13 protein-coding genes are annotated in these 13,404 nt (G+C 30.3%); 5 read left to right on the forward strand and 8 right to left on the reverse strand.

Going from position 1 to position 13,404, the window contains the following annotated elements:
- Window positions 1–54: 54 nt before the first annotated feature.
- From ACWJJ7_RS15965 to ACWJJ7_RS15975, 3 genes are all read right to left on the reverse strand, one after another.
- Window positions 55–1,821, reverse strand: coding sequence for a M56 family metallopeptidase (locus ACWJJ7_RS15965; RefSeq protein WP_462962951.1), 1,767 nt, complete (start codon window positions 1,819–1,821; stop codon window positions 55–57).
- Between the two features lie 2 nt (window positions 1,822–1,823).
- Window positions 1,824–2,210 carry a BlaI/MecI/CopY family transcriptional regulator gene (locus ACWJJ7_RS15970; protein ID WP_462962952.1) on the reverse strand — a complete coding sequence of 129 codons (387 nt, stop codon included), beginning with the start codon at window positions 2,208–2,210 and terminating at the stop codon, window positions 1,824–1,826.
- A 297-nt stretch (window positions 2,211–2,507) separates the two neighbouring features.
- Window positions 2,508–4,871, reverse strand: a complete 2,364-nt coding sequence (locus ACWJJ7_RS15975; protein WP_462962953.1) for a peptidoglycan-binding protein — start codon at window positions 4,869–4,871, stop codon at window positions 2,508–2,510.
- Window positions 4,872–5,059: 188 nt separating this feature from the next.
- Here ACWJJ7_RS15975 and ACWJJ7_RS15980 point away from each other — a divergent pair, with 188 nt between their 5' ends.
- Window positions 5,060–5,479, forward strand: a complete 420-nt coding sequence (locus ACWJJ7_RS15980) for a hypothetical protein (protein ID WP_462962954.1) — start codon at window positions 5,060–5,062, stop codon at window positions 5,477–5,479.
- 208 nt (window positions 5,480–5,687) lie between these two features.
- On the opposite strand, the gene ACWJJ7_RS15985 is transcribed toward ACWJJ7_RS15980, so the two are convergent.
- The 4 genes from ACWJJ7_RS15985 to ACWJJ7_RS16000 form a co-directional block, all read right to left on the reverse strand.
- Window positions 5,688–5,915, reverse strand: a complete 228-nt coding sequence (locus ACWJJ7_RS15985) for a BhlA/UviB family holin-like peptide (RefSeq protein ID WP_462962955.1) — start codon at window positions 5,913–5,915, stop codon at window positions 5,688–5,690.
- Between the two features lie 19 nt (window positions 5,916–5,934).
- The gene (locus ACWJJ7_RS15990; RefSeq protein ID WP_462962956.1) at window positions 5,935–6,462 is read right to left on the reverse strand and encodes a sigma-70 family RNA polymerase sigma factor; all 528 of its coding nucleotides are present in this window, start codon (window positions 6,460–6,462) and stop codon (window positions 5,935–5,937) included.
- A 155-nt stretch (window positions 6,463–6,617) separates the two neighbouring features.
- Window positions 6,618–6,830, reverse strand: a complete 213-nt coding sequence (locus tag ACWJJ7_RS15995; RefSeq protein ID WP_462962957.1) for a hypothetical protein — start codon at window positions 6,828–6,830, stop codon at window positions 6,618–6,620.
- Window positions 6,831–7,391: 561 nt separating this feature from the next.
- Window positions 7,392–7,514: a hypothetical protein gene (locus ACWJJ7_RS16000; protein WP_462962958.1), complete on the reverse strand. Its 123-nt coding sequence runs from the start codon at window positions 7,512–7,514 to the stop codon at window positions 7,392–7,394.
- Window positions 7,515–8,137: 623 nt separating this feature from the next.
- On the opposite strand from ACWJJ7_RS16000, the gene ACWJJ7_RS16005 reads away from it, so the two are divergent.
- Window positions 8,138–8,311 (forward strand): hypothetical protein, encoded by a 174-nt coding sequence (locus ACWJJ7_RS16005; RefSeq protein ID WP_462962959.1) that lies wholly within the window; start codon window positions 8,138–8,140, stop codon window positions 8,309–8,311.
- 391 nt (window positions 8,312–8,702) lie between these two features.
- Window positions 8,703–11,078, forward strand: coding sequence for a glycoside hydrolase domain-containing protein (locus ACWJJ7_RS16010; protein ID WP_462962960.1), 2,376 nt, complete (start codon window positions 8,703–8,705; stop codon window positions 11,076–11,078).
- Between the two features lie 146 nt (window positions 11,079–11,224).
- Here the strand turns inward: ACWJJ7_RS16010 and ACWJJ7_RS16015 are convergent, their stop codons facing one another.
- Window positions 11,225–11,737 (reverse strand): hypothetical protein, encoded by a 513-nt coding sequence (locus tag ACWJJ7_RS16015; RefSeq protein ID WP_462962961.1) that lies wholly within the window; start codon window positions 11,735–11,737, stop codon window positions 11,225–11,227.
- Window positions 11,738–12,152: 415 nt separating this feature from the next.
- Between ACWJJ7_RS16015 and ACWJJ7_RS16020 the strand changes: the two genes are divergently transcribed.
- Window positions 12,153–12,314: a hypothetical protein gene (locus ACWJJ7_RS16020; RefSeq protein WP_462962962.1), complete on the forward strand. Its 162-nt coding sequence runs from the start codon at window positions 12,153–12,155 to the stop codon at window positions 12,312–12,314.
- Window positions 12,315–12,937: 623 nt separating this feature from the next.
- The gene (locus ACWJJ7_RS16025) at window positions 12,938–13,336 is read left to right on the forward strand and encodes a hypothetical protein (RefSeq protein WP_462962963.1); all 399 of its coding nucleotides are present in this window, start codon (window positions 12,938–12,940) and stop codon (window positions 13,334–13,336) included.
- Window positions 13,337–13,404 lie beyond the last annotated feature (68 nt).

Consider the following 13,404-nt stretch of genomic DNA (forward strand, 5'->3'; position numbering starts at 1 on the left):
AACTATCAGTTTTAAAAACAATATGTACTTTAGAATGTATTGATATAATAAAAATTAGTTTATACTTTCAATAGTACTTACAACCGATGAGAGTTCTTTAGAAAGTTTTCTATAATTAACGTACTCAGGGTGGTCGGGTGGAAAACCTACATCCTGAGGACCACCTATAATATAAGTAACTCCCTTTGCAGTAATATATCTTTTACCTATATCATCCGACATACCTTCATTAAAATCGGGGGATTTCTTTACAATTTCAAAGAGCATACCCCCATCTATAGGATTACTAGCTGGTTTAAATTTTATAACTAACCCATTATTATCTTCTTCAACCGTATACTTATTTTCCCAAGATGCTGGGAAAGTAACAGAAAAGCCCAAATTATTACTGACATATTCTTGCGGTGATGCTGAGATAACTTTTTTTTGTGAAGTCACTGTTTTTGCTGAAGGAACCGTTTGTTTTGAAGAAACAATTTTTTCAGAAGGCGCTGTTTTTTCTGGAGAAACTGTTTTTTCAGAAGGCACTGTTTGTTTTGGGGAAACTGTTTTTTCAGAAGGCGTTGTTTTTTCTGGAGAAACAGTTTCTTCAGAAGAAGGCTGTGCCTTCGAATCTTGTACTGCTTCCGATTGCTGTGGTGATGCAGCCTGTGAAGTAACTGATGGTTTTGTATTTGCAGTTTTTTCACTAGATGATGACTTTGAACTAGGTGCAGTATTACTAGCAATCTTTGTGCCCGTGGTGTTTTTATTTGTGGTAGTAGTATCTTTATTTGGTTGTTTTCTACCTGTTATACAAAAAGTTCCAACTAAAATAATGAATACAATAACTATTATAGACCATCTAGCTGATTTTTTTTTAAATAAGGCAATCATATTTATTCTCCTTTTAATGTTAGATTTATTATTAAACAAAGTGGTTATACCTAAAAGATTTCTTTGTGAGGATGTTAATTTATATAGGGAAATAAGAACATTCCCATATTGAGATTTTTTTTCAGGGGTTATATGTCTTAATACCATTGTGTCACAAGCAATCTCACAATCTTCACTCATTATATAAAACCCATACCAAATAAGCGGATTAAACCAATTTATGATTTTTAGAAAAGTTATTAATAAATTTATTATATTATCTTTTCTTTTATAGTGAGAAAGTTCATGCATAATTATATATTTTAAATCTTCATCAGTTAATCTATTTTCTAAAGATATAGGTATTAAAATCTTTGGTTTTAAAACTCCAAGCAATGATGGAACATTAGGACATTTAGCTGTAGTATAAATAGGTATAGCTGATTTTATTTTCATTTTATATTTACAGTGTTGAAGAATTTTTTCCAATCTTTCATTTTTATATAATGGATCTATTTTTAGATTCCTATATGATAGTATATTTATTATTAAAACATAAATTAATATAGCTATTGATCCAACAGCCCAAATAATTGATAATATCGATATAGGTGTTAAATAAATACTATTATTTGATTTAATAATAGGTTTTTGCGTTTTAGAAGTTTCTGAAATAGACCTAAATGATGTATTGTGAATAACTTCAGCATTGCTTATGGTATATTCCGGTAAAAATCTTTGTGCAATATTTAGCCTGGTAATATTACTATGATTATATAAACTTAAATCTGCTTGTATATTATAAGGAATAAGCAATTTTAATAAGAGTAGCATCCAAATATAATAATTCCATTCTCCCGTTAAGTGTTTTTTTAGTAATAATTTTGCAAATAAAATTAACAAAACAACTAAACTTGCCATTAAAGATCCTAAAAAAACGTGATTATATACTATAGAATGAAACATATCTACTCCTCACTTTCGTGTATATTTTCATCTAATATATCCTTTAGTTCTTTCACTTCGGTTTCACTTAAATTTCTAGCTTTTAAAAAATTTGACATCATTAAATTAAATGATCCTCCATACACTTTGTTTATGAATGAATCATTTTCTAATCTACAACAATCTTCTTCTTTCACAATAGGATAATATAAATAACAATTACCATCTTGATTAAAAGCTACCGCATTCTTTTTTATTAGTCTTCTAATAAGAGTTTTTATAGTTTTAGGTTGCCAGTTGGCTATATTGTCAAGTCTCTTAATTACTTCAATTGCCTTTAGTGGGCTCTCTTTCCAAAGAACTTTCATTACCAGCCATTCTGAATCTGATATTTTAGGTAAATCTTTCATTGCCAACACCACCTATAAGAATTTAAAATCATAATTGACTACACTTGTATTCCATATGTTTAGTGTAACAGAAAAATTTGTAAAGTCAATATTTTCTTTAGCCATATCAAATTTATTTTTAACAAAATTTCAGTTCCGCAGGAGATGATTTAATAACCGATTTACTCAAAATTATATACTAAGTTTAAAACGCAAAACAATCGTAACCCTTATAAATTAAAGATTCACGATTGCTTCATCAATTCAACACAATTTCCATTGTGTTGAATCACATTTATGTTATAAGATTAAATCTAGTTATCTAAAAGCATTCCAAGTATCAGATCCTACTATGCCGTCTGCAGATAATCCATGATCTTTCTGAAGCTTAACAACTGCATCATAAGTACCTTGTCCAAAATCTCCATCTGCTCCAGTCGAACCACAATTGTAGCCATGAGCAATAAGTGCATTTTGTAATGTTTTAACAGCATCACCTTTACTACCCACTCTAAGCAATGAAGATTTATTAGTAGTGTTATTTAAAGCATTCCAAGTACCAGGACCTACTATGCCGTCTGCGGATAATCCATGATCTTTCTGAAATTTAACAACTGCATTATAAGCACCTTGTCCAAAATCTCCATCTGCTCCGTACGAACCACAACTATATCCACGTGCAATAAGCGCATTTTGTAAATTTCTCACTAAATCTCCCTTACTACCCATTTTCAATAAAGTTGAGTTAGAACCTGCTGAATTACTTAAAGCATTCCAAGTAGCAGGTCCCACTATACCATCTGCGGATAATCCATGGTCGTTCTGAATCTTAACAACTGCATTATAAGTACCTTGTCCAAAATCTCCATCTGCTCCAGTCGAACCACAACTATACCCATGAGCAATAAGCGCATTTTGTAATGTTTTAACATCGCTGCTTTTGCTACCCATTCTCAATAATGTTGAATAGTTATTTATAGAATTATTTAATAAAGCATTCCAAGTATCAGATCCTACTATGCCATCTGCGGATAATCCATGATCTTTCTGAAACTTAACAACTGCATTATAAGCACCTTGTCCAAAATCTCCATCTGCTCCGTACGAACCACAACTATATCCACGTGCAATAAGCGCATTTTGTAAATTTTTAACCGAAGTACCCCTACTGCCTATTTTTAATAATGCGGAGCTATTGCTACTTGAGGAATTGTTTATTAAAGCATTCCAAGTGTCAGATCCAACTATACCATCTGCAGATAATCCATGATCTTTTTGAAGCTGAAGAACCGCATTATAAGTGCCTTGTCCAAAAGTTCCATCTGCTCCATATGAACCACAATTGTAGCCATGGGAAATAAGCGTATTTTGTAATGATTTAACATCGCTACCTGCACTACCCATTCTCAACAACGTTGAATGGTTATTTGCAGAATTATTTAATAAAGCATTCCAAGTGTCAGATCCGGCTATACCATCTGCAGATAATCCATGATCTTTTTGAAGTTGAAGAACCGCATTATAAGTACCTTGTCCAAAAGTTCCATCTGCTCCGTACGAACCACAATTGTAGCCTTTTGCTATAAGTTTTGTCTGTAAATTTCTAACAGCATCACCTGCACTACCCATTCTTAATAAAGTAGAACTATCAACTGTTGATCCACTTGCGGACCCATCGCTTACTCCATATCCATGTATATATGTGTTATTTATATTATATTGATGTGTTACAACAGCATCTCCAGAATTACCCTCAATCGTAGTTACAGTATTTGAACCATAATTTGTAACAATACCTGTATGCGAAACAACTCCACCACTTTGAAACATAATAACATCTCCAGGATTAGGAGCATATCCTGATGATCTCCTTCGATATTTACCACGGCCTTCATACCAATTTACCCCATAAGGACAATAAGCATACATAGGTATATTACTTCCAATTATTCCCGCTTTATTTGCACACCAAGATACAAACATAGCGCACCAAGGTTCTCCATTCAATCCATACCATGCTCCATAAGGAGTTATATTGTTACCATTATTTTCTTTAAATCCTTTTTTTAGTTCCTCTTTTGCTACAGCGATGAATTTATCAATTCCTGCTTCACCTAAAGTGGTTGGTTTACCAGCCCATTCAATTGTTTTTACAATTATTTTAAATTCTTTAATTATACCCGAATCTAGCAATATTTTACCATAATCATTTGCTGCATTTGGAGCAGTCTTATTTTTGAAAAATCTAAAGTTATCAAAATCATAATCATCATTTATTTCAACATATAAATTACCATCATCGCGTATTTCTCCCTTCATTTCTACGGCACCAAATGAAACATATAAATCTTTTATAATACAATTACTTTTGAATTCAACTTCCCTGGTATTCCTATTAGTAATAAAAGTTCTTTTTCCATTACTTTTATAAGTTTTTATCCATTCTGCGATTTTAGTCTTATACTCAGATGATTTTCTGATTGTTTTTGAGACATCAGAATCATTGTTAAATGTTAGTGCAGACCCTCCTCCATAGAGCGCGTGTGACATTAATGTCGCAGTAATATCCCAATTTTCTAGTTTACAAGTAGCAATTCCAGCTATCCAAATAGCTTTTTCCGTAAAATGTGGATCAATCATACCCATAATATTATCCATCTCCTCAATATTTTTAATTTGCAATAAAGCTTGATTGTTTTGTATACATCTATAAAGAGGGTTTTAATAGGGAATTTGTAAACCTTAAGTAAAAACATTTTTTAATTCGCAAACTGAATAGTATGACAATAGTATCTAACTTTATAAAAAATTGACTTACTAGGATTATTCAATTAAACTAATTAAGAATAATCAATTTTAGGAGGAATTTTATGACAAAATCTAAAAAGTTATCTACTATATTTATAGCTATATTGTTGATTGCATTGTTTACCGGTTGTGCTAAATCAAAGGAAAGAAAATATTCTTCTAGCGATGATTGGGGAAAAGATACCGTAATTTCTTTTGGTGATACCGATGGTCGTTTTGCCATTTTAGATGTCACTCATTCAACAGACATTCCAACTATATTGAATTTATTCGACATGAAATACGACTCATCAATTGCCATTGAAGAATATATTACTAATTATAAAGAGGTTAATCCTTATGCCTATACAATAGGAAAAAAAGGGTATACAAAATTAAATTACAATGATGGAAAAATTATACAGTCGAAGAATTTAAAAGATTTCACTGATGTTGATATAGAAATTTTCAAGAAATTAAAATTAAAAGATCTGACCAAATGAAATAAATTTTAATAGGCCTCTCATAAACATCGCAGGCAAAAAACACATTATTACATATATGTACACTATTTAAAAATCTCAAAATAACCTAAACCGCACGTTTATAGAATTTCATTCATTAATGTGCGGTTTGTCGATTCAGTTGTTTGAACCCCTATTATGAAGGACAAAAAATCATTTTGGTTAGAAACTTAAATAATTAAATACATTATTTTTTAAATATATACTCTTTAATTTCTACAATATCCTTTTTTACATTTTCAACAATATTAAATTTTTCTGTTAATTTCGATATAATATCCTGATAATTTTTTTCCCTTTGGTCTTGTTTGTCATCTCTTTTTTCTTGAGTTTTTAATATGTAAAAAACAAGAACAACTGATAATGCAGCCCATATTCCTTGGGTGGATGCAATTTTTAATAATTCATTTTCCAAAAAAAACACTTCCTTTGATTTATCCTATATATTTTTTTAAATTTTTTAATGCACGTCTTTTAGTGCTATTAACAGCTTGTCTAGAAATATTTAAAGATTTTGCCAGTTCTACTTCTTTAATATTTAACAAGAATATACCACTTAGTATTTCTCTTTGAAGTTTTGGCAATTCTTTTAACAAATCTTCTATTATAAAATCATAAATATCATCATGCCCCTGTAAATTATTTATTATATCATCTTTACAATATATTTCAGTTTGAAAAATTCTACCATATTTTTGAGATAATCTAATATATTCATTTTTAATAGAAACAAATATATATGAAACTATTGCTTTATCTTCCTGCAATAATTCACTTTTATCAATAGAAAAATTTTTTATGAGTTTTATAAGAGAAATTTTCAGGTCTGTATCTGCACCATCATAGTTTAATTTTCTAGTGTATTTATTTATTAAAGGCTTGAATTTTTCTATAATTTTCATTGTAGCATCTTTATTTTTGTTTTGAGATTCCTTTATTAATATTAATAGTTCGTCCTTCATAATTATTTACTCCTTATGACAATATTTTAATATATCGTCAATTAAAGAGTGTTTTTTATATAAAATGTAAACCATGGATTTAAAAAAACGAACTAAAAAGAATTTGATTCTTAACAAAAAAAGCACTATTACTAGTGCCTTTCATTTTTCTTATTCTAATCTATTAAATTTAATTCTAACAGTTCTCCTTGTTCATGTGATTGCTTCAAAAGATCATTGTAAGTCTCTTTGTATTCTTTTGGAGATATAATCCCTATTCTTTCGTTGTTGTTTTTATGATTTTCAAAATATTGTTTTGCACTAATGAATTCTCCAAAAAGAGCTTTTAAAATAATAAGCATATCATCTTCATTAATTTTTATGTCCATGGTTCATCACCTCTACAATACATTAAATTCAATTAATTCAATAAAATACCTCTTTTTTCTTAAAACAAATATTACCATAGATATGTTATCTGGCAAACTATTATCTTAAAATAAAATTAACAGAGTTTTTTTCAATCAGAATGATGAGATTTACAATTTTTCTAATCAGCAATGGTATATTCTTAGAACTTAATACTATTATGGCCTCCGCAGTAACCAATATACATTTATTAAGACATCAGTCCAGCATTTTATGGATTAATCAACATATTTCATATTATATGGAGTATCATATACATTACTATATTCTACATTATCATCATCTTCAATTTGAGTAAATAGCATATCTAAAATATCATTTTGCCTTGATGTTAAAGCAAACCTAGCTTCTATAATCTTCTCAGGTCCTACTGCTATTAATTCACCTTTATAACACCGGTCATTTACTCACCTCTCAATCTGTTTTTCTTTTTGGATGTATATTAAATAAGAGCTTCTATTTTTAATTATTCACAAAAATATTCCACTAAAGATTAATTTAGTGGAATATTTTTGCTATGGTCATTGAACTAATTTAATATAACTTGCGCTAACAAATCCACCATGATTACCATAAAATATAGAATACCACACTGTTATTCCAGTTCTAAGTCCGGGCAGTGTTTCTCTTTTAAGCAGTTTCATATGTTACTCTCCTTCCTTCCTCCGGAATTACCCGTTATCTTCAGTACTATGAAAGTATCCGACTTCCTACTGGCATTTGTTTTCCTTACTTCTTCAGTTTGTACTGCATACTTTTCATTTGGAAAGACCAAATAGGACCTCCCCGAGTTTACGTATATTCTCAATGTTTAGCTAGGTAGGGCCTCTGACTACGGATGTGTTTATTTGCACTCGCTTTAACGCACAAATAAATATTGCTTTCCACGTACGTGAGCGTTTCTGCCACATCATCGACCAACTTTTCAAAGCTCAATACCATTCACTGCTGGGTTACCACCCAGTCAATTCTACCTCGCTAACTTTCTGTCTACGCTTAAAATGTTACGTTACCGCAACAGCTCTAAGAGTCTATACAAAGCGATTTGCTAAATCTTACCTTGACAGGATTCCCACCTGCTAGAATATACGCCCTGTCGGGACGCACCACGAATGGTTGCCGTATGCCTAAGTAAGTAAATATTGGGTTTTATAAATACGTCCAAATTCTCCTATTGCCTTCCCTAACATTATTTGAAAGATAATAAAAACACATCAATGGGGGTAATTTATAAATGATATAAGAAAACTTAAAATTTGATAAAGATATGAAACATTTTGCAGCTGAAATTAAAAGCTGTTTTTCAAAAGGGGAGATTGAAAAAATAGCGAGAGTAACAGGTTTTGTGAAAAGAAAAGGTAAAATAAAAGCATGGAAATTCGTTTGCTTATGCTGCTTTATGGATGCAGAGGTTGCGAATAACTGGCACTATTATTCATAAAAGATTCCCAAATGCCCGGACAATTAATCTAAAGATTCGTTGATTTTGAACTTTAACAAGTAACCTGTCCATTTTCCACCCGGGCGAAGCGAGGTTCTATATTTGAAATATGTGGATTTTTTTAAAATACTAGTAGAAAAACTTCTTCTAAATTGGGGTCTAGCTTTGCCCTACCCCCAGTTGCTGAAAAGGAGTCGAAAATTAATTTTCGACTCCTTTTCTATCAAATAAAGTTACGTCCAGAGCGCTCATAGGGTGACTTCTTTAGATGTTTAATTCACAACAATTGAAACCTGTATAGTATATAAATATATACTATACAGGTTTACACTTACAATTTTTTTCTCTTTATATTGTATGTAACTAAAAATAAGAAAAGAGGTTGTATAAAATGGATTTAATGGTTTTAAGTGTTCAAGCATGGGTAAATAGTAAATATACAGGTAAATCAGGCTACACACCTGTAACAGAAGATGGAATAACAGGAGGTACAACTGAAGCAGCCTTAATAACAGCTCTTCAAATTGAAATAGGGATTCCATCACCAAATGGTTTCTTTGGACCAGCTACAGAGTCAGCATGTCCAACAATACCAAGTGCAAGTGCTTCAAAGAATGAAATTTATATACTACAAGGAGCATTATATTGTAAAGGATATAATCCAAATGGACTTGACGGTGGGTATGGCAATGGTATTATGACTGCCATTAAAAAATTCCAGTCAGACGCTGGACTTACAACTCAAGATGGAATCACGACTCCTATGATTTTTAAGGCACTATTAAATACAGATGCATTTGTATTAATTTCAGGGGGAGATTCAAAAATTCGAACTATTCAGCAAAATCTTAATCGAGATTATAATAGTGTAATTGGATTAATGCCTTGTGAGGGCATATATTCACGTTCAACCAATGTAGCTTTAATAAAGGCACTACAACATGAACAAGGAAATTCGCCTGATGGTTTTTGGGGAGCAAATACCATGAAAGCATGTCCAACGATTCCTGGAAGTAATTCCACTCAAAAATTCATGTTATTACTTCAATATGCTTTATATTGTAACGGTTATGACCCTAAAGGGTTTGATGGATTATTTGGTCAAGGATTTCAAACAGCAATAATCGATTTTCAAAAGTTTTCATGTCTAACTGCGGATGGTTATGCAGGTGGTCAAACCTGGGCATCACTTTTAGTTAGTACTGGTGATCCGAGTAGAAAAGGTACAGCATGTGATTGTTCAACAACTATCACAGTAGAAAAAGCACAATCAATTAAAGCAAACGGTTATAAAATGGTAGGAAGATATCTTACAGGAATGTTTAAGATGACATATTCAGAAGTAAATACTATATTAAATGCTGGTCTTAATATTTTTCCTATATATGAAACTGGAGGAAATAAGTTAACCTATTTTACCAAAAGTCAAGGAACCACTGATGCATATAAAGCAACAAAAGTAGCTAAAAATTTGGGGTTCCAAGATAATACAATAATTTACTTCACCGTAGATTTTGATGCTCTGGCTGGAGATGTTGAAAGATCTATACTGCCTTACTTTAAAGCAGTACATGATGCAATGACAGGTATATCTCCATATAGAATTGGAATTTATGCACCAAGAAATGTTTGTAGTAGTGTTGCAGCTAAAGGATATTCTTGTAGTAGTTATGTATGTGATATGTCTAGTGGATTTAGTGGAAACTTAGGTTATTCACTTCCAAAAGATTGGGCAATTGATCAAATTTCTACTATTACTATTGGAAGCGGAGAAGGCTTAATAGAAATTGATAACAATATATGCTCTGGTAAAGATAATGGCGTAAGCTATATTAATCCCATTGTTTTAAAAGAAGGTTCTATTGGTGATGATGTTAAAAATCTTCAAGACGATTTGCGAAAAATAGGTCTTTTTAAAGGTGTATCTAGTGGATATTATGATAGTCTTACTGCAATTGCAGTAAGTCAATTTCAAATGAAGTATAATATAGTAGGAGAAACGGGTACAGCAGGCCATAATACATTATCAACCTTACTTAATCTTTTACTTAATAATGAAGAAATGATAGTAGTAACTGGTAGTGAATACCAAAAGTGGTATCAAGCTGTACCTTTAATAGGAGAGCTTATTGGACACTTCTTTGGAGGTAGGTATAAGTATACATTTGTTGAGCCTTCAATCAAGCACATTATTGAATTAAAGAATCATTATCCTAACAATATAATAACGTGGCTAGTATCGGCGACAGGTTATTCAGATACTGATATTACTAATTTTTATGATACTGCTCAGAATCTTCAAGTTAATATTAAATTTTTTGGTAATGATACTCAATTTATAAATCACTTTAATGAAAGACTATATTTACCAATTTCAAAAGTAACGATTTTTTCACATGGACTGGTAGGAATTCTGGCTTTGGGATATAAACAAGGTGATGAAGGGGCTATTGATGTGAGTGAAAATGAATTATATAAAATAAATAAAAACATTTTTAGCTCTGATGTTTATACTATGTTTTATAGTTGTAATACAGCAACACCTACTGAAAATAATGGTATAAGCTTTGCAGAACATTGGTTCAATATAACAGGCGGAAAAGTAAAAGCCGCTATTGGTAGAACTGATTATGTACCAACTGTAGGTAATTGGGATGAAAATGAAACCGTCATAAAAGAAAAAAGGAAAATAAAAGGTTATATGGAAAGTGGCTCTTATGAATATCCAGGATTGGGTGATGATGCTAGTTGGAAAGAATTTAGTTAAAATAATATGATAATATATTATATTGAAATTTAAGTGGAGGGTCTTAAAGTAGAAATTACTTTCTATTTTAAGACCCTCCACTTTTTCTGTTATAAAAATGAGATTCAAAGAATCTGTTTTTAGTGAAGGTCATAGAAATGAATCATCTATACGTGAAAATATTTTACAAAGCCTTTTTTTATTTGAATTCCTATGAAAAACATTGTTGATGGATAAATTCCACTAAGCACAATTAAAAATCTACTTAACTTATTAGGTTGTGCAAATAGTATAAACCATGATTCTGGTCTGCTCCATGGTTCAATAGTATCCAATATAAAAAACGGAAAAAAAGTTGGATCCGGTGTACTTTGATGTAAATTTGCATCAATATAAGAAAAATCTACTGCTAATATAAATAAAAATAATGACATTATTGCCCCTATTCCTATAACTGAAATAAAATCAGTAGTTTTATTCTCTTGAATTTTCAACAGCATTCCTAAACCAACAAGAAGTATAGATGCAAATATTGTTATTATATAACTCTTACCGAATATAAGCATTGAAATTGAAAATGATGGACTGTAAATTTCCATTAATAAACCACATGCCATTACTACTATAAAATACATGAAAATAGCTTTAACATTATTCGTTAGTATATAATTTTTTTTCATTTCTAACCCTCTTCTAATCAAGTAATTGTAAATTATATAGACAAGTATACAATTAAATTCTATCCAGTGCAACGATTTACATAATTAGGTGTAAAAGTAGGCTACATGATAGAATCAACATATAAATTATGGATGAATCATTATATCCCTAACGAACTTACGATAATTTTGCAGCAAAAAACAATTGAATATTGATACTGATATTGGTAGCTCTATGGAAGAGATTCTTAGAGAAAAATTTGCATGGTTATTCCAGGAGGCATTTGGTGAGGTGATAGTGTATTGGTGTTTGTTGTATATAATACAGATAACTATATTTATATTGCTTTTACAATCATTCATTTTTTACTTCTTACATATACATTATATTTTTTTAATAAAATTAATCTTTATGTTGGGTATTATAATAAATTATATGACATATAAACATTCTCAATATCTTGGATATGATGGTGATTTTTTAGATATAACTTCAGTGGGATCTCTTTATAGCGTATGGCCTGTATTTTTAATTTATTTAGCTACCGCACTAGATTACTTTACTTGTAAAAAATACGGTAATCCTCAGCAAGATTAAAAACGCAATACTTTCATACTATGATGAATACTTTAATGCTGATTTATTTGAAACTTATAAATTCAAAAAAAATTTATAATAAGACAATACATATATTAATTAGCTAAAGTATATGACTATAAGTATATTCAATATAATAAGTCGCAGTCAAAGGCTGGTTCACATCAAATTTTCTCCTTCATGCTTCATACGAAAACCTGATGTGGTACAAGCTCTTTTACTGCCCCTAGTTTTCGGGATCCCTATAGTATCGTATAAAGAGGCTTTGGACAAGTTTACTCACTGTATCTTAATATTGTTTAAATAAAGTATAATTAGCAGTCAGTAAACTTGTCCAAAGCAAAAAAAGCAATTATTCACCATTTTTAAAAAACATCCATAGATTTGTGTAAATCAAATCTATGGATGTTCTTTTTTGAATAAGCAACTGGTATTTATTGTAATCATTTCTAGTACGTGATCACTTATTGTAAGAATTATTACAACATGTAAGAGATAAAAAATAAAATTAATTAAATGTTAGGTTTACAAAATACAATTTTTTAGCTTTATAGTTTATGTAAGTTATTTAACAGCGCTGTTACTTATTTAATACCAATTAAAATTTTAAGGAGGACTAATTTATGTCAAATAAATTTATAAATGTGGAAAAAGAGGAATTGGACAATTTTGTTAAGAAAGTAAAAAATACAGAAGAGTTTAAAATGATTATTTCAGAATTAATATACAAAAATAAAATTGCTTCAGAAAAATTTGAAGTGGTGGAAGCTAGCAGATTAGAAAATAGCGAGTTTAAAATAGCAATGTTAATTTTGGTTCAAGATAACATTAAAGTAGTATTTATTGATTATGGAACAGAATATAAATTTACACTAAGAATCATTGAAAAAAATGATGGAATAGAGATGGCTTACTTATATGAAATTTTAGATAAGGATTTGGTTTTAACTAATAAAAATAAATATGAAGATATACTATATGGGGTAGAGCCACATAGCCATCAAGCTAAGAAAATCCTATAAAAATAAAGCCCCCCATTTGTAAAAATGTTATTATTTGAAAGATAATAAAAACACATCAATGGGGGTAA

Source organism: Clostridium sp. CM042 (assembly GCF_055080995.1).